This is a genomic window from Streptomyces sp. NPDC001890, assembly GCF_042891445.1.
GTDB lineage: Bacteria > Actinomycetota > Actinomycetes > Streptomycetales > Streptomycetaceae > Streptomyces.
Map to the genome: position 1 here is coordinate 623894 of NZ_JBIATE010000003.1, position 22497 is coordinate 646390.

Below are 22497 nucleotides of genomic sequence, written 5' to 3' on the forward strand. Positions count from 1 at the left end.
GCCTCTGAATGCCGCCTCCGAGATACCGCCTCTGAACGCTGCGGGTTGAGGACCGTAGTTGACCGCAAGGGTCCGTAGCTTGGTCGGTGTCAGGAAGAAACCGGCACGGATCATCGAGGCGGACACCATGGTCACTCACGTTCCCGCAGAAGCTCCCGGCGACGAGCGCGGCATGCTCCTCTCCTTCGTCGAGGCCCAGCGCGGTGCGGTCCGGCGCTCGCTGCTCGGGCTGACCGAGGAGCAGGCGGCGAGCCGCCCCAGCGCCAGCGAACTCTCCCTGTCCGGGCTGCTCAAGCATGTCGCCGAGACCGAGCTGAACTGGCTGCGGATGGCCCAGCAGCGGCCGAACGAGAACGCCCGCACCCAGGAGACCTGGGCGGACAGCTTCCGGCTCGTCGGCGACGAGACGGTGGAGCAGATGCTGGAGTTCTGGGACGGCGTCGCGGCCGAGACCGAGAAGTTCATCCGCTCGGTGCCCGACCTGGGCGACACCTTCCCGCTGCCCGAGGCGCCCTGGTTCCCGAAGGACGGGCAGGTCTCGATGCGGTGGGTGCTGGCCCATCTCGTGGAGGAGATCGCCCGGCACGCCGGGCACGCCGACATCATCCGGGAGTCGCTGGACGGCCGCACCGCGCTGGCGCTGGTCGCCGAGGCGGGGGGCTACTCTAATCAAAGTTGAGTAGAAGGGGCGTGAGATGTCCGCGATCCGGCTGCTGGTCCTGTGCGCCGTGCGCCAGCACGGCCGGGCGCACGGCTACCAGGTCCGCAACGACCTGGAGTACTGGGGCGCGCACGAGTGGTCCAACGCCAAGCCCGGCTCGGTCTACCACGCGCTGAAGCAGATGGCGAAGCAGGGGCTGCTGCTCGCCCACGAGACCGCGCCGAGCACGGCGGGCGGCCCGCCCCGTACCGAGTACGAGATCACGGAGCGGGGCCACGAGGAGTACTTCACGCTGCTGCGCGCGGCGCTGACCTCGTACGACCAGAAGCCGGACGTGCTGTCGGCGGCCCTCGGCGGCATGGTCGACCTGGAGCGGGCCGAGGCGGTCGCGCTGCTCAGGGAGCGGGTGGCCGGCCTTGAGGCGTGGCGGGCCACGGTCACGGAGTACTACACGCCGGAGGCGGGGCCCGAGTCGATCGGCCACATCGGCGAGATCATGAACATGTGGGTCCACTCGGCGGACGCCGGGGCCGAGTGGACGCGCGGGCTGATCGCCCGTATCGAGGGCGGGGCGTACACCTTCGCGGGGGAGGGCGAGCCCTTCGTCGGGGTGCTCGCCGAAGGGCAGGAGAACCCTTACGCGACGGGCCGCTGACCCCGCCCGGCGACCGGGGACCGACCCCGCCCGGCGAGCGGGCACCGACCCCGCCCGGCGGCGCGGTGGCGTCTCAGTGGTGGAACGAGGTCGCCATCTGCCGGTCGCGGCTCATCGGATGCGCCTGGCGGCGCAGGTCGGGAAGGATCAGTCCGAGGTCCTCCAGCAGCAGTTCGGCGAGGTCCGACGAGAAACCGTTGCGGCACACCACCCGCAGCACCGACAGGTCCTGCCGGTTGGCCGGGAACGTGTACGCCGGTACCCGCCAGCCCTGTTCGCGCAGCCGCCGCGACACGTCGAAGACGTCGAAGGCATCCACGTCCGGTGCGGTCGTCAGCGCGAGGACGGGCAGCTGGTCGCCCCGGGTGAGGAGCCGGAAGTCGCCGATCTCCTCGATCCGTTTCGCGAGCCCGCAGGCCACGTCCCGGGACGCCTGCTGGACGGCCCGGTAGCCCTCCCGGCCCAGCCGCAGGAAGGTGTAGTACTGCGCCACCACCTGCGCACCCGGCCGGGAGAAGTTCAGCGCGAAGGTCGGCATGTCGCCGCCCAGGTAGTTGACCCGGAAGACCAGCTCCTCGGGCAGGTCGGCGGGCGTGCGCCACAGCACCCAGCCGACGCCCGGGTAGACCAGGCCGTACTTGTGCCCGGAGGTGTTGACGGATGCCACCCTCGGCTGCCGGAAGTCCCACACCAGGTCCTCGTCCAGGAACGGTGCCACCATCGCCCCGGAGGCCCCGTCCACGTGGACGGGGATGTCGAGGCCGGTGCGTTCCTGGAGGGCGTCCAGTGCCGCGCACAGCTCCGCGATCGGCTCGTACGAACCGTCGAAGGTGGAGCCGAGGATGCCGACGACGCCGATGGTGTTCTCGTCGCAGAGGTCGGCCGCGGCCTGCGGGTCGAGGTGGAAGCGCTCGCCCTCCATCGGGACCAGCCGGGGTTCGACCTCCCAGAAGTTGCAGAACTTGTCCCAGCAGACCTGCACATTGATGCCCATGACCAGGTTCGGCCGGGCGGACGCCGGATAGCGGTCGGAGTTCCGGGCCGCCCAGCGGCGCTTCAGCGCCAGCCCGGCGAGCATGCAGGCCTCGCTGGAGCCGGTCGTCGAACAGCCCACGACCGCCGCGGGATCGGGGGCGTTCCAGAGATCGGCGAGCATCGCCACGCAGCGCCGCTCCAGCTCGGCCGTGCGCGGGTACTCGTCCTTGTCGATCATGTTCTTGTCGCGGCACTCGCCCATCAGCACCCCGGCCTGGGGCTCCATCCAGGTGGTGACGAACGTGGCGAGGTTGAGCCGTGAGTTGCCGTCGAGCATCAGCTCGTCGTGGACCAGGCCGTACGCGGTCGACGGCGGCATCGGCCCGTCGGGCAGCCGGTGCCGGGGCGGCGCCGACTCCATGCCGGCGACCGGGTCGGCTTCGCCGTAGAACGGGTTGAGGGCGAGTTTTCGGCGTGCTTCGGACGGTTCCGTCTTCTGGGACGAGCCCTTGTGGAGAGGCATCGGCGGCAGCCCTTTCAGCTCTCGGGTCTTTCGTTTGGATCAGGCCGGATCAGGGAGCGGGGTCTGGTGCGTGCGATCGCAAGGCGGAGGAGGGAGTCGACGCGGCGCGTCGGCGAGTGACGACAACGCGGCGAGCGGGCGTGCCAGACCCCGCGAGCCCGGCATGATCCGAACGAGAGGCCCTAGGAGGCGAGGCCGTCCTTGATGGCCCGGGTGAACTTCACGACCCGTTCGGCCTGGACCCGGGCGGCGGTCAGGGTCTGCTCGCCGACCGGGATGTCGCCCTGGCCGGCCACGTGCGAGGTGCCGTACGGGTTGCCGTCGACGAACTTCGACGGGTCCGTGTAGCCGGGGGCGACCAGGATGCCGCCGAAGTGGTGGACCGTGTTGTAGAGCGCGAGCAGCGTGGACTCCTGGCCGCCGTGCGTGGTGCTGGTGGAGGTGAAGCCGCTGTAGACCTTGTCCGCGAGGTGACCCGCCTGCCAGTGGCCGCCGAGGGTGTCGAGGAACTGCTTGAGCTGGGCGCTCACGTTGCCGAACCGGGTCGGCGTACCGAGGATCACGGCGTCCGCCCAGATCACGTCGTCGGGCGAGACCTGGGCGATGTCGGCGGTGGCCTTCGCGTTGGCCGCCCAGGCCGGGTTGGAGTCGATGGCCGCCTGCGGGGCGAGCTCACCGGCCTTGCGCAGCCGCACCTCGGCACCGGCCTTCTCGGCGTACTGCGCGATGGCCTTGGCGATCGTGGCGACGGTTCCGGTCGCCGAGTAGTAGATGACGGCGACGTTGACGGGCGTGGGCATTGCGCGAACCTCCGGCAAGCTGACGGGACGCATCCGTACGGACCCTGCGGGCAGGGGCCCTGCGGGGCGAATGCGTACGGAGGTGACGATACGGAAGAGACGGGCATTCGGCGCTTCGGGCGCGCACCCCGTGGTCCGCCTCGCCGCCGACGGCTCACTTCAGCGGCGTGCCGTCCTCGTGCAGCTGCATCTGCGGCCGCCCGGTCACCAGCAGCCAGGCCGGCAGCGAGGCGATGCACAGGATCGGCAGCACGGCCGCGTCGCCGACCAGTACCGCGGCGGTGAACAGGCTCAGCCAGCCCTGCCGGGTGATCGCCAGCAGCACCCCCAGCACCCCGCAGGTCACCGCCAGCGCCACCGGCACCGAGGTGACCAGGGCGTGGGCGCAGAGCCCCAGCGCGACGCCCACGAAGACGGCGGGGAAGATCCGCCCGCCCCGGAAGCCGCAGCTCGCCGCGATCACCAGCGCGGCCGCCTTCACCAGGGCCATGAGCGCGAACTGCCAGGCCGACCGGCCACCCGGGTCGGCGGCGAGCTCCTTCACCTCGTCGAGCCCCTTGAACAGGGTGAGAGGGCCGCCCAGCGCACCCAGCAGGCCGAGCAGCAGCCCGCCCGCGGTCAGCGCCAGGACCGGGTGCCGCAGGGCCCTGAAGAGCCGGTGCGCGTACGGGAACGCGTACACCATCAGCATGCCGAGCACCGCCCCCGCCAGGGCGATGACGACGGAGGGGAGCAGGTCGCTCCAGTGCGGCCGGGCGTAGTCCGGCAGCGCCAGGTCGAAGCTGGGGTGGGCCAGCAGCGTCATGGTGAGCGCGCCCGCGGTGCCCGCCGCGAGCGGGCCGAAGAGTCGGTCCCAGAGCGCGCCCGGTTCGGCGCGCGAGGCGAGGGTCTCGGTGAGGATCAGCGCGGCGGCGACCGGGGTGCCGAAGAGCGCCCCGATGGTGCCGGCCGCGGCGAGCGAGAGCCAGAGTGCCACCGGTGTGCCGGGCATGAGACGGCGGCCGAGCCAGCAGGCCAGCGCGATGTTGGCGGCCGTGATCGGATTCTCCGGACCGAGGCTGACCCCGCCCGCCAGGGTGAGGGCCGTGACGAGCAGCAGCCCCGGCACCACGAGCGGCGGCAGCGGCGGATCGACCAGCCCGGTGGTCGCCGGATCGGGGCCCGCGTGACCGGGTACCGCCCGGACGAGCAGGCCGACCGCCAGCCCGCTCGCGGTGAGCATCACGATCATCCAGAGCGCGGAGTAGCGGCCGACGGAGAGCGCGTCGGGGAGCGTCTCCCAGAGCACGCCCTGAAGCTTCTCGGCGAGCAGGCTGATGCCGAGCAGGACGAGGGCGGAGAGGATGCCGACGGCCAGTGCGGGCACGATGACGGGCAGCAGCCGCTGTACGGGGGTGGGTTCGGGGGCGGATCCGGCGAGGGTGGAGGATTCGGTGGCCACCGGATCACCATAACGGCGTAAAAGTTACATAACCCTTCTGGTGGTGCCGGAGTGGCGGCAATTCGGGCTTGCACCTCACGTCACGTCAGGACCCAGGCTCGGGACGTACCCGATCGGAGAAGGGAACGAAGGAGCCATGGACTACTCCGTGGGACAGGTCGCCGGATTCGCCGGAGTCACGGTGCGCACCCTGCACCACTACGACGGCATCGGACTGCTCTCGCCCAGCGCGCGCAGCCGGGCCGGGCACCGCCGCTACGACGACGGCGATCTCGACCGGCTCCAGCAGATCCTGTTCTACCGGGAACTCGGCTTCCCGCTCGACGAGATCGCGGTACTGCTCGACGATCCGCGGGCGGACCCGCAGGAGCACCTGCGGCGCCGGCACCGGCTGCTCTCCGATCGGATCGCCGAGCTGAGAAGGATGGCCGACGCCGTCGAAACAGCAATGGAGGCACGGAAGATGGGCATCAACCTCACGCCCGAGGAGAAGTTCGAGGTCTTCGGGGGCAAGGACCCCGAGGCGCACGCCGAGGAGGCCGAACGCCGCTGGGGCGGCACCGACCTGTACGCCGAGTCGCAGCGCCGGGCCGCCCGCTACACCAAGGACGACTGGAAGCGGATGCAGGCGGAGGTCGCCGAATGGACCGCCGCGTACCAAGCGCTGATGGAGGCCGGGGAGCCGGCCACCGGTGAGCGGGCGATGGAGCTGGCCGAGGCCCACCGGCGCCACATCGGCAAGTGGTTCTACGAGTGCTCCGCCGAGATGCACCGGGGGCTCGGCGAGATGTACGTGTCCGACGAGCGGTTCCGCGCGTACTACGACTCGATGCGGCCGGGCCTGGCCGAGCACCTGCGGGACGCGATCGAGGCCAACGCCCGGCGCCTGGGGTGACCGCCACGCGGCACGGGGCGGAGGTGCCCCGCCCCGTGCCGTGCCCGCTCAGCTCCGGCTGATCACGACCGCGGTTCCGTACGCGCACACCTCCGTGCCCACGTCGGCCGCCTCGGTCACGTCGAAGCGCATCATCAGCACCGCGTTGGCGCCCCGGGCCTTCGCCTGCTCGACGAGCCGCTCCATCGCCTGGTTGCGGGTCTCGACGAGCGTCTTGGTCAGCCCCTTCAGCTCGCCGCCGATCATGGACTTCAGCCCGGCGCCGATCTGGCTGCCCAGATGGCGGGATCGCACGGTGAGGCCGAACACCTCCCCGATCACCTGCGTCACCTGGTGGCCCGGTACGTCGTTCGTCGTGACGATCAGCACGTCCGACCGTTCCGTCTGCCCGCCGCCGTAATCCTCAATGCCCATCGTGTGGCACCTCCTGGGGGTCAGCTTTGTCCCGGTTGGCCCGGTGTGCATCCCCGGCCGGGCCGGTGGTTGTCCTCGTGGGGGCCATCTGGAACCCGGGGGCGTCATCCTGCGTTGATAGCTTGGGGCGGCCACGCAGCCGCCATCGATCGATCCAGGAGCCCCGGACCCTTGAATACGCTTGCGCTCGGCCCGAGCTGGCTGGACCCGGATTATCTGATCAACACCTTCGGGCTTCCCGGCGTCCTCCTCATCGTGTTCGCCGAGTCCGGACTGCTGATCGGCTTCTTCCTCCCCGGCGACTCGCTCCTGTTCACCACAGGTCTGCTGGTGACCACCGGCCAGCTGAAGACCCCGCTCTGGCTGGTCTGCCTCCTGGTGGCGCTGGCGGCGATCATCGGCGACCAGGTGGGCTATCTCTTCGGCCGCAAGGTCGGCCCCTCGCTCTTCAATCGCCCCGACTCCCGCCTGTTCAAGCAGGAGAACGTCGAGAAGGCGCACGACTTCTTCGAGAAGTACGGCCCGAAGTCGCTGATCCTGGCCCGCTTCGTGCCCGTGGTGCGTACGTTCACGCCGATCATCGCCGGTGTGAGCCGGATGAACTACCGCTCGTTCATCGTGTTCAACATCGTCGGCGGAATCCTCTGGGGCGTCGGTGTCACGCTGCTCGGCTCGGCCCTCGGCAAGATCGACTTCGTCCACGAGAACATCGAGGCGATGCTCATCCTGATCGTGCTCATCTCGGTGCTGCCGATCGCGATCGAGTTCCTGCGGGCCCGCTCCAAGTCGAAGAAGGAAGCGGCGTCCGGCAGCGGCGAGGGCCACGGCCCGTCCGCCGGGGGCACCCCGTCCCAGGGCCAGCGCGGCCGGCACGCCAAGCGCTGACGCCCGCCCCGGCCGCGGGGCAGGGGATCAGAAGCCGCGCGTCCGTTTGGCCGCGCGGCGGCCCGCCCCGCCGACCGCACCCGGCACCCGCATGAACAGCCGGGAGATCTCGCTCCCCAGGTTCACCCCGATCGCGATGGCCAGCGCCGTGGCCACCGCGGTCGACAGCGAGGCGAGCCCGGCGTTCACCCGCCCCTGCGCCACGGCCAGCAGACCGAAGTACGTGGCAGAACCGGGCAGCAGCGGGCCGATCGCCGCCGTGATGAACGGCAGCGACGAGGTGTACCGGTAGCGCGAGAGCAGCTGCCCGAACAGCCCCACCAGACCGGCCGCCGTCGCCGTCGCCGCCACCGGCGAGATGTTGCCGGTGCGGGCCATCGCCCCGTAGATCACCCAGGCCACACCGCCGTTGAGGGTCACCGCCAGCACCGTGGACCGGTCCTGCTGGAGCAGGATCGCGAAGGCGAAACAGAGCGCCATCGACGCCAGGATCTGCACCACCGGCCGGTCAGGGGCGACGAACCTGGCCTCGGGGTTCAGCTGGGCGCCCAGCTGGAGCCCCAGATAGAGCACCAGCAGCACACCGACGACGATGCCGATGAACAGGTACATGACTTCGAGCAGCCGCGCGGCCGCGGTGATGTAGAAACCGGTCAGCCCGTCCTGCACCCCCGCCACCAGGGCCCGCCCCGGCAGCAGCGCGAACAGCCCACCGGTGATGACCGCGGACGGCTGCAGGTCCGACCAGTGGGTCAGGGTCAGCGCCACCCCCAGCGCGGCCGGCGGCATCGCCGCGGCCACGAACTGGTAGAACTCCGGCAGCCCACGCCCGGCACAGAGCCAGGCGAGCCGGTCGCCGAGCATCGCGCCGACCGCCGCCACCACGAACACCAGCGCACCGCCGCCGAGCAGCACCGACGCCGCCCCGGCGAGCCCGCCGGCGGCCAGCGTCAGCACCCAGCCGGAGTACGGATGGCGGTTGCGCCGGATCTCCGCCAGCCGCCGGTAGGCCTCCTCCAGCGAGACCTCGACGTCCTCGGTGGTGATGTCGTCTATGAGCCGGAAGACGGCGGCCAGCCGGGTGTAGTCGGTGGCGCGGCGGCGTACGGTACGGCTCGACGTCACCGGGTCGTCGACCAGCGACGGCTGGTGCGAGATGGACAGCAGGGTGAAGGTGACCGTGGGCTCGCAGCGGTCCAGGCCGTAGCTGCGGGTCACCGCGAACATGGCCGCCTCGACGTCCTCGGCGCCCTCGCCGCCCGCCAGCAGCAGCTCCCCGATACGCAGCGTCAGGTCGAGCACGCGGGGTACCGCGGGCCCCACCTCGTCGGCCTTCTGCACCGTCTCGGGCGCCGGGCGCTCGGCGACCGGCATCCGCAGCATCGTGCGCATCCGGTCCTGCCAGGGGGCTTCCTTGGTCAGCCGGATCATCGGGCTGCCGTGGGCCGGGGTGAAGGCGGGCGGCGAGTGCTGGGCGCTGTAGGTGCGCGGCGGGGCGAAGGCCGAACCGATCGTCTCCGAACCCGAACCGGACCCCGGGGCGGAGCCCGAAGCGGAACCCGTTCCCGACCCCTGGGGCTCGGTCGTCAGGCCGGCCGGAACGGCGAATTCCGACGTCGGGTGGTCGTCGTCGGGCGCGGACGCGCGCCGGTCCACCCCGGCCGGCGGGGTGAAGGCGCTGCGCGCCTCGTCGGACTGGGGCTTCTGGTCCTCCGGACCGCCCTGTTCCGCCACCACTCGACCTCGCTCCTCTCGGCTGCGCGCCGTCGGCCGCACCTGTGCCCAGTATGGCCACGGGAGGCGGCCCGGACGCCAGGAGGGCTCCGCACGGATCGCGGCGGACACGCGGAACGGGCGCCGCACGGATCGCGGTGGAGACGCGGAGCAGGCGCCGCACGGACTGCGGCGGACACGCGGAACGGGCGGCACTCCGCGATGAGGAGTACCGCCCGTTCCCGGCCCGGAACCGTGGAAACGGAACCGTGTCACGTACCTCGGCCGGAATCCGGCCACGACCCTCGGGTCAGTGCGCGCCGCCCTGCGCCTCAAGGCGCTTGTAGGAGGCCTCGATCTCGGCCTCGGCCTCGGCGCGGCCGACCCAGTCGGCGCCCTCGACCGACTTGCCGGGCTCCAGGTCCTTGTAGACCTCGAAGAAGTGCTGGATCTCCAGGCGGTCGAACTCCGACACGTGGTGGATGTCGCGCAGGTGCTCCACCCGGGGGTCGGAGGCCGGCACGCACAGCAGCTTGTCGTCGCCGCCGGCCTCGTCCGTCATCCGGAACATGCCGATGGCGCGGCACTTGATGAGGCAGCCGGGGAAGGTCGGCTCCTCCAGGATGACCAGCGCGTCCAGCGGGTCGCCGTCCTCGCCGAGGGTGTTCTCGACGAAGCCGTAGTCCGCCGGGTAGCTGGTCGAGGTGAAGAGTCGACGGTCCAGGCGGATCCGACCGGTCTCGTGGTCCACCTCGTACTTGTTCCGCGAACCCTTCGGGATCTCGATAACGACGTCGAACTCCACGGGTGGCTCCTCCATGATCAACACATACGACTGGTGATTAAGTGTCCCCCACGCAGATGTGTGCTCGCGAAAGGGGCTGGTCAACGGTGGACGAGCCGGTGAAAAGACCGTCGGTCAACCCGCTGGACAAGCTGAGCAGGCGCGCCCTGCGGGCCGCCGTGATCAGGTTGAAGGGACTGAACGACCGACAGTTCACCGTCGTCTCCGCCGGCCTCGGCCTGGCGCTCGCAGCCGGCGCCGTCCTCGCCGCCGGCCCCTGGGACTCGGGTCAGCGTAAGGCCGAGATCGACTGGGCCGCCGCCCGGAACCGTACAGGTGGCGCACATCACGAGCCCGCCGCACCGGCCGGACCGGCCCCCGCGCCCAGCGCCCCGGCCGTTCTGGCCGCCCTCTCCGCCGCCGTCGACAACGCCGCCCCGGACGCCCGCACCACCCCGAACGGCGCGGCCGGCGCCCTCCGCGCCACCCTCGGCCCGCTGCTGAAGGACTCCGCACTGGGCGACCGGCGCGCCGCCGTCGTCATCGACACCGCCAGCGGCGAGCGGCTGTACGGCCAGGGCGCCGGCACCCCCATGACGCCCGCCTCCACCGTCAAGATCGCCACCGCGGTCGCTGCCCTCGGCGCCCTCGGCCCCGACCACCGCATCGCCACCGAGGTCCGGGCGTCCGCCGACCTCCGGTCCATCACCCTGGTCGGCGGCGGCGACCCCACCCTCGACAAGGCCGCCCTGCGCCGGCTGGCCACCGACACCGCCCGCGCCCTGAAGGACCACGGCATCGGCAAGGCCCGCCTCACGTACGACACCTCCCGCTACTCCGGGCCGGCCAGGCACCCGATCGGCCCCAACGAGAACATCGCGCCCGTCAGCGCCCTGATGACCGACGAGGGCAGGCTCGACGACTCCGACAGCGGACCCGCCCCGCGCAGCGACGACCCGGCCGGGGACACCGCCCGCACCTTCGCGAGGCTGCTCCACGACGCCGGGATCGACACCGCGGCGAAGCCGAAGCACGGCCGCCCGGCCGCCGGGTCCCGGAAGGTCGCCGAACACCGCTCCGTCCCGCTCTCCGCTCTGGTCGAACGGGCCCTGACCAACAGTGACAACGACATCGCCGAAGCACTCGCCAGGCAGACCGCCCTCGCCGCCGGCGAACCGGCCGACTTCGCGGGCGGCCGACGGGCCGTCACCGCACAGCTCAAGAAGCTCGGCCTGCCGCTGAAGGGCGCCGACCTCGCCGACGGCAGCGGACTGAACCGCAAGGACAAGGTCACCGCCGGACTGCTGGCCGGCCTCCTCGCCCGCGCGGCCGACCCCGACCACCCCGAACTCCGCCCGGTCCTCACCGGCCTCCCGGTCGCCGGTTTCAGCGGCACGCTCAGCGACCGCTTCGCCGGGAAGTCCGCGGGCACCGGCCTGATCCGCGCCAAGACCGGCACCCTCACCGGCGTGAACACCCTCGCGGGAACGGTCGTCGACCGCCAGGGCCGGCTGCTTGCCTTCGCCTTCCTGGCCTCCGGCACGACCTCCCCGTCCGAAGCCCAGTCCGCCCTCGACACCCTTGCCACAGCCCTGAGCACCGTCCCCCGCTGAGCCGGTCAACACCACACCGCGGACCGACCCGAGCACGTACGGTTGACGCATGACGAGCATCGGTGGTGCCGAGATGGTCGACTGGAATCTCGCGGTCGCGACCGCGACCCGACTTGTGCGGCCGGGGCCGGAGATCAGCCGCGAGGAGGCCCGCGAAGTCGTCGCGGAGCTGCGCCGGCATGCCAAGGCCGCGGAGGAGCACGTCCGTTCCTTCACCCGGATGATCCCGGAGGGGACCCGGCCGGAGGACACCCCGGTCCTGGTCGTGGACCGGGCCGGCTGGATCAAGGCCAATGTCGCGGGCTTCCGCGAACTGCTCCGCCCGCTGCTCGGGAAGATGCAGGACCGGCGCCCGGGCGGCCCCGGCGGCGCGGTGCTCGGCGCCGTCGGCGGCAAGGTCACCGGCGTCGAGGTCGGGATGCTGCTGTCGTTCCTGGCCTCCCGGGTCCTCGGCCAGTACGAGACGTTCGCCCCGGCCACCCGCGAGCTCCCGGCCTCGGCCGACGGCGGCGGCAGGCTGCTGCTCGTCGCCCCGAACATCGTCCACGTCGAGCGTGAACTGGAGGTCGACCCGCACGACTTCCGGCTCTGGGTCGCGCTCCACGAGGAGACCCACCGCACCCAGTTCACCGGTGTGCCCTGGCTCCGCGACCACCTCCAGGGCGAGATCCAGTCATTCCTCGACGAGACCGACGTCGACCCGATGACCGTGCTGGAACGGCTCCGCGAGGCCGCCCAGTCCCTGGCCGGGGGGCGCCCCGAGGGCGAGGAGGGCGAGGACGGCGGCCGCAGCCTGGTCGAACTCGTCCAGACGCCTTCCCAGCGCGAGATCCTCGGCCGGCTCACCGCCGTGATGTCCCTGCTCGAAGGCCACGCCGACTACGTGATGGACGGCGTCGGCCCCGAGGTGGTCTCCTCCGTCGGCGAGATCCGCGAGAAGTTCCAGCAGCGCAGGGCGCGCGGCGCCGGCCGCCTCGACCAGGCGCTGCGCAAGCTCCTCGGCCTCGACGCCAAACTGCGCCAGTACCGCGACGGCGAACGGTTCGTCCGGGCCGTGGTCGACGAGGTCGGCATGGACGGCTTCAACCGGGTCTGGACCTCGCCGAACACCCTGCCCACCAAGGCGGAGATCGCGAAGCCCGCGGACTGGATCGCGAGGGTGCACCGTAGGGCAGAGTCCTGATCATGGGCAGTCCGACGGCGGACGGCAGGATGAGAACGCGCCGGTAATCACCCATCCGAGGGACCGTAGGGGCATGGGAAGGCGTGCAATGCTCGATGGACGGCTTGCCTCTGTCACCATCGACGCACTCTGAGTGACGGCACACTTTCCCGTCCGCCGCTCCGAGGCACCTCACCGAACTCCATGAAGGGCACCGGACATGGGTCCCCATCCTGCGGTCGCGGCGATACGCCTGGCGGTCCGCCGCGTACTCCACGACGTACTCACCGATCACATCCGAAGCGCCGACCTCTCCCGGCGCACCCCGCACCCCGAGCTCGCCGAAGCCGGTGCGGGCAGGCAGCGCGCCGCACTCCCCGAGCGCCCCGACACCCCACTGGTGCTGGTGGCCTGCTCCGGCGGCGCCGACTCCATGGCCCTCGCCTCGGCCCTCGCCTTCGAGGCCCGCAAACTCGCCGTCCGGGCCGGCGGAATCACCGTCGACCACGGCCTCCAGGACGGCTCCGACATCCGGGCCGCCGAGGTCGTGGACCGCCTCACCGACCTGCACCTCGACCCGGTCGAGTCCGTCGCCGTGCGGGTCGGCCACGAAGGCGGCCCCGAGGCCGCGGCCCGGGACGCCCGCTACGCCGCCCTGGACGCGGCGGCGGAGCGGCACGGCGCCGCCGCCGTCCTGCTCGGGCACACCCGTGACGACCAGGCGGAGACGGTGCTGCTAGGCCTCGCCCGCGGCTCCGGCATCCGCTCGCTCTCCGGCATGGCCGCCGCGTCCGGACCGGCCGGCCGCTACCGCCGCCCCTTCCTCCAGCTCGACCGGCAGACCGCCCGCAAGGCGTGCCTCGTCCAGTCGCTGCCCGTCTGGGACGACCCGCACAACATCGACCCCGCCTACACCCGCTCCCGGCTGCGCCACGAGGGCCTGCCCGCCCTGGAGAAGGCGCTGGGCAAAGGGGTCGTCGAGGCCCTGGCCCGTACCGCCCAGCTCTCCCGCGACGACGCCGACGCGCTGGACACCTGGGCCGCCGAGGCCGACCGCGCCGCGCGGGACGACGCGGGCCGTCTGGAGTGCGCCAAGCTGTTCGCGCTGCCGCCCGCCGTACGCCGCCGGGTCCTGCGCCGGGCCGCCATGGAGGCCGGTTCCCCAGCCGGTTCGCTCTTCGCCCGGCACATCGAGGAAGTCGACCGTCTGATCACCGGATGGCGCGGCCAGCGCGCCATCAACCTGCCCGGACGCGTCGAAGCCATGCGGCAGGGTGGCAGACTGGTCATTCGGCAGAGCTGAAGCACAAGCGGCTGACACGCAGGCGAGCGGCCGCGCAGGTGCGGGGGCAACACCCCGGACCCGGCAGGCAGAGAAAGAGACGCGGGTGAACGAGAAGGACATGGGCACCGACCTTCAGTCGGTGCTCCTCACCAAGGAAGAGATCGACGCGAAGCTCGTCGAGCTGGCCGCGAAGATCGACGCGGAGTACGCGGGCAAGGACCTGCTCATCGTCGGCGTCCTCAAGGGTGCAGTGATGGTGATGGCGGACCTGGCGCGCGCGCTGTCCACCCCCGTCACCATGGACTGGATGGCCGTCTCGTCGTACGGCGCCGGCACCCAGTCCTCCGGAGTGGTCCGGATCCTGAAGGACCTGGACACCGACATCAAGGGCAAGCACGTCCTGATCGTCGAGGACATCATCGACTCGGGCCTGACGCTGTCGTGGCTCATGTCGAACCTCGGCTCGCGCGAGCCCGCCTCCCTGGAGATCTGCACCCTCCTGCGCAAGCCGGACGCGGCCAAGGTCGCGCTCGACTGCAAGTGGGTCGGTTTCGACATCCCCAACGAATTCGTCGTCGGCTACGGGCTCGACTACGCCGAGAAGTACCGCAACCTCCCCTTCGTCGGCACCCTCGCCCCGCACGTCTACGGGGGCTGACCTCCGCCCGGCGCCCTTTCGCCCGGCCCCGGCGGTGCCCGTACCGACCGGAGCCGACGGCGGGAACCTTTCACGGGATTCCCGCCGTTGAGCCTTCGAAGGCGGGTTTTGACAGACGTCCCCGGCAGTCGCGGGTGACAATGCTGGGGTACCGTCCGAAGAACAGTCTTTTCTCACAGCAGCATTTACCTACGGGCAGGAGGGACGGGGCGGATTCGCCCCGTATGGATGGACGTGAAGCGATACTTCCGTGGGCCGGTCATGTGGATCGTGCTGGCCGTCCTCGCCGTGGTCGTGTTGATGACAGTCGTCGGCTCGTCGGGCGGCTACAAATCGGTGGACACCGGCAAGGTGATCCAGGCGATCAGCAAGGACCAGGTGGCGCAGGCCAAGCTGACCACCGGTGACGAACAGATCATCAAGATCGAGTTGAAGAAGGGCCAGAAGCTCTCGGGCGAGTCCGGCACCAAGTTCCAGGCGAGCTACATCGGCAACCAGGGTGTCCAGATCGCGGACACGCTGCAGCAGAAGTTCGAGAGCGGCAAGATCGACGAGGGCTACACGGTCTCGCCGTCCAAGCAGTCCCCGTTCATCTCGATCCTCCTCTCGCTGCTGCCGTTCGTCCTGATCGTGGTCGTCTTCCTGTTCCTGATGAATCAGATGCAGGGCGGCGGCTCCCGGGTCATGCAGTTCGGGAAGTCCAAGGCCAAGCTGATCACCAAGGACACGCCGAAGACGACGTTCGCCGATGTGGCGGGGTCGGACGAGGCCGTCGAGGAGCTCCAGGAGATCAAGGAGTTCCTCCAGGAGCCGGCGAAGTTCCAGGCCGTCGGCGCGAAGATTCCCAAGGGCGTCCTGCTGTACGGGCCTCCCGGTACGGGCAAGACGCTGCTCGCGCGCGCCGTCGCCGGCGAGGCGGGCGTCCCGTTCTACTCGATCTCCGGTTCCGACTTCGTCGAGATGTTCGTCGGTGTCGGTGCCAGCCGGGTCCGTGACCTCTTCGAGCAGGCCAAGGCGAACGCCCCGGCGATCGTCTTCGTCGACGAGATCGACGCCGTCGGCCGGCACCGCGGTGCCGGAATGGGCGGCGGGCACGACGAGCGCGAGCAGACGCTGAACCAGCTGCTCGTCGAGATGGACGGCTTCGACGTGAAGGGCGGCGTCATCCTGATCGCCGCCACGAACCGGCCGGACATCCTCGACCCGGCGCTGCTGCGTCCGGGCCGCTTCGACCGGCAGATCGCGGTCGACCGGCCGGACATGCAGGGCCGCCTGGAGATCCTCAAGGTGCACCAGAAGGGCAAGCCGGTCGCGAAGGACGTCGATCTCGGCGCCGTCGCCCGTCGTACGCCCGGCTTCACCGGTGCCGACCTGTCGAACGTGCTGAACGAAGCGGCGCTCCTCACGGCGCGCGGCAATCTGAAGCTGATCGACAACAAGATGCTCGACGAGGCCATCGACCGCGTCGTGGCGGGCCCGCAGAAGCGGACCCGGATCATGTCCGAGAAGGAGAAGAAGATCACCGCGTACCACGAGGGCGGACACGCCCTGGTCGCGGCGGCTTCCCCCCAGGCGGACCCGGTCCACAAGATCACGATCCTCTCCCGCGGCCGCGCCCTCGGTTACACGATGGTGCTCCCGGAGGAGGACAAGTACTCCACGACGCGCAACGAGATGCTCGACCAGCTGGCCTACATGCTGGGCGGGCGCGCGGCCGAGGAGCTGGTCTTCCACGACCCGACCACCGGCGCCGCCAACGACATCGAGAAGGCCACCGCAACGGCCCGCGCGATGGTCACGCAGTACGGCATGACGGAGCGGCTCGGCGCGATCAAGTTCGGCGGCGACAACACCGAGCCCTTCGTGGGCCGGGAGATGGGCCACCAGCGCGACTACTCGGAAGAGGTCGCGGCCCTGGTCGACGAGGAGGTCAAGAAGCTCATCGAGACCGCCCACAACGACGCGTGGGAGATCCTCGTCGAGAACCGCGACGTCCTGGACAACCTGGTGCTCCAGCTCCTGGAGAAGGAGACGCTCGGCAAGGAGGAGATCGCCGAGATCTTCGCCCCGATCGTGAAGCGCCCGTCCCGTCCGGCGTGGACCGGTTCGGCCCGGCGCACGCCTTCGACGCGGCCCCCGGTGCTCTCGCCGAAGGAGCTCGCCCTCACCAACGGCGCCACCACGGCGAACGGAACGGCCGTCCCCACGGACACCGTCCCGGCCACCGAGGTCGTCCCGGAGGACCAGCCCGAGAGCTGATGCCGTTCCCCGGTGTGGCCCCTTTCACGGGGTCGTGCCGGGCCCGGAATGGAAGCCGCGCCCCCACAGGTTCTAGCCTGTGGGGGCGCGGCTTTTTCGTACGCCCGTGCGGAGGTATGGCGCGGGTGACAGCTCAGAGGAACGAGGCACAGATGACCGACCCGGTGACGCTGGACGGCCAGGGGCCGATCGGCGACTTCGACGAGAAGCGGGCCGAGGCCGCCGTACGCGAACTCCTCATCGCGGTGGGCGAGGACCCGGACCGCGAGGGACTGCGCGAGACGCCGGGGCGGGTGGCACGGGCGTACAAGGAGATATTCGCCGGCCTCCACCAGGAGCCCGAGGATGTCCTGACGACCACGTTCGACCTCGGTCACGACGAGATGGTGCTGGTCAAGGACATCGAAGTGTTCAGCACCTGTGAACATCACCTGGTGCCGTTCAGGGGCGTCGCGCACGTCGGGTACATCCCGGCGACCACCGGCAAGATCACCGGTCTTTCCAAGCTGGCCCGGCTGGTCGACGTCTACGCCCGCCGCCCGCAGGTCCAGGAGCGGCTGACCACGCAGATCGCCGAGTCCCTGATGGAGATCCTGGAGCCGCGCGGGGTCATCGTGGTCATCGAGTGCGAGCACATGTGCATGTCGATGCGCGGGATCCGCAAGCCCGGGGCCAAGACGCTGACCTCGGCGGTGCGCGGACAGCTCCGTGACTCGGCGACGCGTGCCGAGGCGATGAGCCTGATCATGGCGCGCTGACCGGACCGGGCCGGAAGCAGCCTCACCACAGGAGCTCGGTGGCCCTACGCGGCCGCCGAGCTCCTGTCGTTGTCCTCGTCGTCCGGGAGCTTGCAGATGCGCTCCAGCCAGAGGGCCGCGGCGACCACGGCGATGCCTGCCAGGACGGCGAAGCCCGCGTAGATGGCCTGGTCGCGGCGGGCCGGGATGTCGAGGGAGCCGAGCAGGAAGACGCCGATGCCGCCGTACATGCCGGCGACCAGGGAGACGACCAGGGCGCTGGCCTGGCCGAAGACGACCGCACGGGCCGCCATCAGCGGCTCGATGCCCTTGGCTCCCGGCCGGCGCTCGCGCTGGGCGCGCAGCCGGGAACGGACGGAGAGCGCCGTCGCCAGCAGGATGACGGCGATCACCGCGAGCACGATCGGCGCGGCGAGGGGCACGCTCGGCAGGCTGCCCAGGGAGTCCCAGAGGCGGGCGCCGCCCCAGGAGAGCACCCCGGCAGCGGCGAAGAGGCCGGCCAGTACCCCGAGCCTGAGTTGCTTCACCGAGTGATCCGCCCTTCGCCGCCAGTGGTCAGTTTCCGTCGAGCCTAACGACTACTCGGGCAGGCGGAGTTCCAGATCGGGGCGGAGCAGCACGCCGTCCCGGCCGACTCCGGCCAGCAGCTCCGCGACGGGACCGGCGCCGGGCAGCTGGGCCCCGGGGTCGACGTCGTGCCACGGGGCGAGGACGAAGGACCGCTCATGGGCCCTGGGGTGGGGGAGGGTGAGCACCGGGTCGTCGGAGACGACGTCCGCGTACGCCACGATGTCGACGTCTATGGTGCGCGGGCCCCAGCGCTCCTCGCGGACCCGGTCGAAGGCCTCCTCGACGGCCTGGCCGCGCTCCAGGAGGGAGGACGGGGGGAGTGTCGTCTTCACGACGATCACCGCGTTGAAGTACGAGGGCTGGGAGCCGGGGGCGACGCCCCAGGGCTCCGTCTCGTACACCGGGGAGACGGCCTTGACCCGCAGGCCGGGGGTGTCCTCCAGCGCGTCGATGGCGCCCTGGAGGGTCTCCAGGCGGTTGCCGAGGTTGGATCCCAGGGAGATCACGGCACGCTTGGGGTTGGAGAGGGTGACGTCCGCGGCGTCGACCTGCTCGACCACGGAGGCGGGCACCGGCTGGACGGTCGGGTCGCTCTGCCCTTCGGTGGAAAATGCGGTCATACTCGGCTCCGGGTGATGGTGATGGTCACATCGTCGAAGGGGACGGTGATCGGCGCATCCGGCTTGTGCACCACGACCTCCACCTCCTGGACTCCTTCGTGCTTGAGGCACTGCTGGGCGATGCGCTCCGCGAGCGTCTCGATCAGGTCGACGGGGTCGCCCTGCACCACTTCGACGACTTCCTCCGCGACGACGCCGTAGTGCACGGTCTTCGTCAGGTCGTCGGAGGCTGCCGCGGGGCGGGTGTCCAGGCCGAGCACCAGGTCCACGATGAAGGTCTGGCCCTCTTCCCGTTCCTTGGGAAAGACGCCATGGTGCCCACGGGCCTTGAGGCCGCGCAGCGCGACACGATCCACGCGAATCACTCCTGCTGTCGTTGGTCGTAGAGACACGGGGCCGCGTGCGGACGGCGAGGTGCTCTCTTTCGAATCTACCTGCGAGCACCGACAGTGCTCGCCCGCGGGGGCCGTGGACGCGGCCTCACGGACTGGTAGCCGCGTATACCCGCATCGCCCCGTTCCAACCCCGTCCGGGGGCGCGACCGCCCGGTCGGCAGGTCAGGAGGGGGTCTCTTCGTCCTCTTCGTCACCGGTTTCGGTCAGTACGGGCGAGCCGTGGTGGGACCAGAGCTTCCAGCCGTCGGGTGTGCGCCGGAACACATTGGTGGCCACGACGAGTTGGCCGACCAGCGGGCCGAGCGCGTTGCCGTCCTGTGCCGGGCCGCCGCTGAGGATGTTCTCCGTGCAGGTCACCAGGGCCGTGTCACCGGTCATCGAGACCCCGACGTCGGTCAGGAAGAACTGGATGTACTCGGTGTTCGCCATGATCAGCGCGTAACTGCGCAGCACCTCCCCGCGGCCGGTCAGCACCGGCCAGCCCGGGTGGACGCAGGAGACGGTGAGGTCCTCGCCCGGCAGCCAGAGCCCCGAGAGCTCCTCCAGGTCGCCGCGTTCCATCGCCTCGTAGAAGGCCGTGTTGGCCTGCTCGACGGCCGCGATGTCGGCGGCCGCCTCCGCGTGTTCGTCGCGGGGCCCGCTCACGCGGCTCCCTCGACGGCGCGGGCGACCCGTACGGCGTCGGCCGTGGCCCGTACCTCGTGGACCCGGACGGCCCAGGCGCCCGCGTGGGCGGAGAGGGCGGAGATCGCCGCGGTGGCGGCGTCGCGTTCGCGGGCGGGCGGCGGTGCGGCGCCCTCGCCGGCCAGTACGTGGCCGAGGAAGCGCTTGCGGGAGGCGGCGACCAGCAGCGGGCGGCCCAGGGAGCGCAGCTCGTCGAGGTGGGCGACCAGGGCGAGGTCGTGGGCGGCGTCCTTGGCGAAGCCGAGACCGGGGTCGATCACGATCCGTTCCGGGGCGATGCCGCCCGCGACCACGGCGTCCATCCGTTCCCTCAGTTCGGCGACGACCTCGGCGACGACGTCCCCGTACACCGCCCGGCTGTTCATGGACTCGCTGAAGCCGCGCCAGTGCATCACCACGAAGGGGGCGTCGGCCGCGGCGACGACCCGGACCATGTCGGGGTCGGCGAGGCCGCCGCTCACGTCGTTGACCAGGACGGCTCCGGCCGCGACCGCCTCCTCGGCGACCCGGGCCCGCATGGTGTCCACGGAGACCGTGACCCCTTCGGAGGCCAGGCCCTTGACCACCGGGACCACGCGCCGCAGCTCCTCCGACGCGTCCACCCGGCTGGCGCCGGGGCGGGTCGACTCGCCGCCGACGTCGATCAGGTCGGCGCCCCGGGCCACCAGGTCGAGGCCGTGTTTGACCGCGGCCGTGGTGTCGAACCAGCGGCCTCCGTCGGAGAAGGAGTCCGGGGTCACGTTCACGACACCCATGACCGCGCAGCGGTCCCACTCCGGAAGGCCCTGGACCGTACCTCGTCCGCGCAACGTACTCATGCGACCAGCGTAGGCCCCGTACGGAGCGGAGCTACGCCGCGCGCGCGTGCCGCTCCCCGCCCGGCGCCCCGGTGTGGGCGCAGGGGCGGGGCCGGGGGGCCGGGAAGCGGCGGGCGAAGGGGCGGGGGAGCGCCAGGCTCACGAAGCCCTCCGCCTGCATGGCGGCGAGGGAGATGCGGGGCAGGTCGCGGGCGGTGCGGTAGACGACGAAGCGGGGCTCCCAGCGGGGGCGGAACTTGGCGTTGAACTTGTACAGCGACTCGATCTGGAACCAGCGCGAGAGGAAGATCAGCAGCCCGCGCCAGGTCCGCAGCACCGGTCCGGCGCCCAGCTTCTCGCCCCGGGCGAGTGCCGAGCGGAACATCGCGAAGTTCAGCGAGACGCGCTCGACGCAGAGCCGGGGGGCCGCCTGGAGGGCGGCGACGATCAGCAGTTCGTTCATGCCGGGGTCGGCGGAGCGGTCGCGGCGCATCAGGTCGAGGGACATGCCGTCGTGGCCCCACGGGACGAAGTGGAGCACGGCCTTCAGGTCGCCGTAGGGGGAGTCGTCGGCGTGCTCGTCGGCCTTGTGGGCGGTGGCGACGACGCAGTCCCCGTCGGCCGGGTCGCCGATCCGGCCCAGCGCCATGGAGAAGCCGCGCTCGTTGTCGGTGCCGCGCCAGTCGTCGGCGGCGCGGCGGATGCGGGCCAGTTCGGCTTCGCCGATCTCGCTCACGCGCCGGACCCGGGTCTCGTAGCCGAGCCGTTCAATGCGCTTCACCATCTGGCGTACGTTGCGCATCGCGCGCCCGGCGAGCGAGAAATCCGCGACGTCCACCACCGCCTCGTCGCCCAGTTCCAGGGCGTCGAGCCCGGTCTCGCGGGTCCAGACCTCGCCGCCGGTCTCGCTGCAGCCCATCACGGCCGGGGTCCAGGAGTGGGCCCTGGCCTCGTCCATGAACCGTTCGATGGCGCCCGGCCATGCCTCCACGTCGCCGATCGGGTCGCCGCTGGCCAGCATCACCCCGGACACCACGCGGTAGCAGACGGCGGCCTTGCCGCTGGGGGAGAAGACGACGCCCTTGTCGCGGCGGAGCGCGAAGTGGCCGAGCGAGTCGCGGCCGCCGTGCTTCTCCAGCAGGGCGCGCAGCCGGACCTCGTCGTCCTCGGTGAGGCGGGCCGCCGGGTGCTCGGGGCGGAAGGCGAGGTAGATGGTGGTGACGGCGGTGAGCAGACCGAGGGCGCCGAGGGAGTACGCCACGGTCCAGGAGGTGTCGCCGGCGTACTCGACGGGCCCCTCGAAGCCGAGCATTCCGTACAGCACGTGCTGGAGCCGGTCGGCGATGCTGGGGCTCCCGACCACCCGGCCGGGGTGCGCGCTGACGACGACGAGTCCGAGGGCCAGCGAACCCGCGCCGAGGAGCACGAAGTTGGCCAGCGCCCGCCAGCGGCTCCTGGGATCGGGGAGGGCGGCGAACTCGCCGCGGTTGCGGACCAGCAGCAGGCAGAGCACCAGCGAGACGAGTGTGCCGATGACCGAGTGCCGGTAGGTGAACTGCGCCAGCGCACCGGCCGGCAGCAGGACGACGGCGGCCCGCCAGGCCCGCCGCTTGCGCCGCTTGAGGCCGTGGGCGAGCAGCAGCAGCAGGACGCCCGCGCTCAGCGAGAGCGCGGCGGCGAACGGCCCGAGGGCGCCGGGCAGTACCTCGGCGAGGGTGTGCATCCGGCTGTGCCGGAAGCGCGGGAAGACGCCTGCGGCGACATCGATCAGACCGACGACGGTGCAGGCGGTACCGACCAGCGTCGGCACGGATTCGGGGCGCGGGCCGCGTACCAGCTTGCGTACGGTGCTCGGACCGCGCGCGAACTTGCGTACAGGGCCCGGAACCGATCCCGAATTATCCCCATCTAGCGTGACAGACATCGCTTCCCGTGGTTCCGCGAGAGATT

At 71.2% G+C, this 22497-nt stretch carries 22 protein-coding genes; 10 read left to right on the forward strand and 12 right to left on the reverse strand.

Going from position 1 to position 22497, the window contains the following annotated elements:
* The first annotated feature begins 127 nt into the window (after positions 1–127).
* Positions 128–679 carry a DinB family protein gene (locus ACFYY1_RS14185; protein ID WP_388584497.1) on the forward strand — a complete coding sequence of 184 codons (552 nt, stop codon included), beginning with the start codon at positions 128–130 and terminating at the stop codon, positions 677–679.
* Between the two features lie 16 nt (positions 680–695).
* On the forward strand, positions 696–1316 hold the full coding sequence (locus tag ACFYY1_RS14190) for a PadR family transcriptional regulator (protein ID WP_388584500.1): 621 nt from the start codon (positions 696–698) through the stop codon (positions 1314–1316).
* A gap of 73 nt (positions 1317–1389) precedes the next feature.
* Here the strand turns inward: ACFYY1_RS14190 and ACFYY1_RS14195 are convergent, their stop codons facing one another.
* The 3 genes from ACFYY1_RS14195 to ACFYY1_RS14205 form a co-directional block, all read right to left on the reverse strand.
* The gene (locus tag ACFYY1_RS14195; protein ID WP_388584502.1) at positions 1390–2814 is read right to left on the reverse strand and encodes a glutamate decarboxylase; all 1425 of its coding nucleotides are present in this window, start codon (positions 2812–2814) and stop codon (positions 1390–1392) included.
* Positions 2815–2996: 182 nt separating this feature from the next.
* Entirely contained in the window at positions 2997–3614 is a 618-nt protein-coding gene (gene wrbA, locus ACFYY1_RS14200) for an NAD(P)H:quinone oxidoreductase (protein WP_388584505.1), read from the reverse strand.
* A gap of 154 nt (positions 3615–3768) precedes the next feature.
* Positions 3769–5055 (reverse strand): ion channel protein, encoded by a 1287-nt coding sequence (locus tag ACFYY1_RS14205; protein WP_388584507.1) that lies wholly within the window; start codon positions 5053–5055, stop codon positions 3769–3771.
* 136 nt (positions 5056–5191) lie between these two features.
* Between ACFYY1_RS14205 and ACFYY1_RS14210 the strand changes: the two genes are divergently transcribed.
* Positions 5192–5950 carry a MerR family transcriptional regulator gene (locus tag ACFYY1_RS14210; protein WP_388584510.1) on the forward strand — a complete coding sequence of 253 codons (759 nt, stop codon included), beginning with the start codon at positions 5192–5194 and terminating at the stop codon, positions 5948–5950.
* Between the two features lie 48 nt (positions 5951–5998).
* On the opposite strand, the gene ACFYY1_RS14215 is transcribed toward ACFYY1_RS14210, so the two are convergent.
* Positions 5999–6364, reverse strand: coding sequence for a YbjQ family protein (locus ACFYY1_RS14215; RefSeq protein WP_383712496.1), 366 nt, complete (start codon positions 6362–6364; stop codon positions 5999–6001).
* A 171-nt stretch (positions 6365–6535) separates the two neighbouring features.
* On the opposite strand from ACFYY1_RS14215, the gene ACFYY1_RS14220 reads away from it, so the two are divergent.
* Positions 6536–7249 carry a DedA family protein gene (locus ACFYY1_RS14220; RefSeq protein ID WP_388584513.1) on the forward strand — a complete coding sequence of 238 codons (714 nt, stop codon included), beginning with the start codon at positions 6536–6538 and terminating at the stop codon, positions 7247–7249.
* Positions 7250–7276: 27 nt separating this feature from the next.
* Here ACFYY1_RS14220 and ACFYY1_RS14225 read toward each other — a convergent pair whose 3' ends face one another.
* Both ACFYY1_RS14225 and ACFYY1_RS14230 read right to left on the reverse strand, forming a co-directional pair.
* Positions 7277–8986, reverse strand: a complete 1710-nt coding sequence (locus tag ACFYY1_RS14225) for a threonine/serine exporter ThrE family protein (RefSeq protein WP_388584516.1) — start codon at positions 8984–8986, stop codon at positions 7277–7279.
* Positions 8987–9272: 286 nt separating this feature from the next.
* On the reverse strand, positions 9273–9767 hold the full coding sequence (locus tag ACFYY1_RS14230; protein ID WP_031090989.1) for an inorganic diphosphatase: 495 nt from the start codon (positions 9765–9767) through the stop codon (positions 9273–9275).
* An 86-nt stretch (positions 9768–9853) separates the two neighbouring features.
* Between ACFYY1_RS14230 and dacB the strand changes: the two genes are divergently transcribed.
* The 6 genes from dacB to folE all read left to right on the forward strand — a co-directional run bounded on the left by dacB (position 9854) and on the right by folE (position 17481).
* Positions 9854–11359 carry a D-alanyl-D-alanine carboxypeptidase/D-alanyl-D-alanine-endopeptidase gene (gene dacB, locus ACFYY1_RS14235; protein ID WP_388584518.1) on the forward strand — a complete coding sequence of 502 codons (1506 nt, stop codon included), beginning with the start codon at positions 9854–9856 and terminating at the stop codon, positions 11357–11359.
* Positions 11360–11408: 49 nt separating this feature from the next.
* Positions 11409–12542, forward strand: a complete 1134-nt coding sequence (locus tag ACFYY1_RS14240; RefSeq protein ID WP_388584521.1) for a zinc-dependent metalloprotease — start codon at positions 11409–11411, stop codon at positions 12540–12542.
* Positions 12543–12741: 199 nt separating this feature from the next.
* Positions 12742–13824: a tRNA lysidine(34) synthetase TilS gene (gene tilS, locus ACFYY1_RS14245; RefSeq protein WP_388584524.1), complete on the forward strand. Its 1083-nt coding sequence runs from the start codon at positions 12742–12744 to the stop codon at positions 13822–13824.
* Positions 13825–13924: 100 nt separating this feature from the next.
* The gene (gene hpt, locus ACFYY1_RS14250) at positions 13925–14464 is read left to right on the forward strand and encodes a hypoxanthine phosphoribosyltransferase (RefSeq protein ID WP_072487175.1); all 540 of its coding nucleotides are present in this window, start codon (positions 13925–13927) and stop codon (positions 14462–14464) included.
* 228 nt (positions 14465–14692) lie between these two features.
* On the forward strand, positions 14693–16723 hold the full coding sequence (ftsH, locus tag ACFYY1_RS14255) for an ATP-dependent zinc metalloprotease FtsH (protein WP_388584527.1): 2031 nt from the start codon (positions 14693–14695) through the stop codon (positions 16721–16723).
* A 152-nt stretch (positions 16724–16875) separates the two neighbouring features.
* A complete protein-coding gene (folE, locus tag ACFYY1_RS14260) occupies positions 16876–17481 on the forward strand; it encodes a GTP cyclohydrolase I FolE (RefSeq protein ID WP_388584530.1) in 606 nt (201 codons plus the stop codon).
* Between the two features lie 44 nt (positions 17482–17525).
* Here folE and ACFYY1_RS14265 read toward each other — a convergent pair whose 3' ends face one another.
* The 6 genes from ACFYY1_RS14265 to ACFYY1_RS14290 all read right to left on the reverse strand — a co-directional run bounded on the left by ACFYY1_RS14265 (position 17526) and on the right by ACFYY1_RS14290 (position 22471).
* Positions 17526–18008 (reverse strand): DUF3180 domain-containing protein, encoded by a 483-nt coding sequence (locus ACFYY1_RS14265; protein ID WP_388584533.1) that lies wholly within the window; start codon positions 18006–18008, stop codon positions 17526–17528.
* Between the two features lie 51 nt (positions 18009–18059).
* Entirely contained in the window at positions 18060–18671 is a 612-nt protein-coding gene (folK, locus tag ACFYY1_RS14270) for a 2-amino-4-hydroxy-6-hydroxymethyldihydropteridine diphosphokinase (protein ID WP_388584536.1), read from the reverse strand.
* A complete protein-coding gene (folB, locus tag ACFYY1_RS14275; RefSeq protein ID WP_266731883.1) occupies positions 18668–19027 on the reverse strand; it encodes a dihydroneopterin aldolase in 360 nt (119 codons plus the stop codon). The genes folK and folB overlap by 4 nt, the downstream gene beginning before the upstream one ends.
* Before the next feature lie 201 nt (positions 19028–19228).
* Positions 19229–19711, reverse strand: a complete 483-nt coding sequence (locus tag ACFYY1_RS14280; protein ID WP_388584539.1) for a nuclear transport factor 2 family protein — start codon at positions 19709–19711, stop codon at positions 19229–19231.
* Entirely contained in the window at positions 19708–20505 is a 798-nt protein-coding gene (gene folP, locus ACFYY1_RS14285; RefSeq protein WP_388584724.1) for a dihydropteroate synthase, read from the reverse strand. Before folP ends, ACFYY1_RS14280 begins: the two co-directional genes overlap by 4 nt.
* 94 nt (positions 20506–20599) lie before the next feature.
* Complete coding sequence (locus ACFYY1_RS14290) at positions 20600–22471, reverse strand: phosphatidylglycerol lysyltransferase domain-containing protein (protein WP_388584542.1); 1872 nt, start codon at positions 22469–22471, stop codon at positions 20600–20602.
* Positions 22472–22497 lie beyond the last annotated feature (26 nt).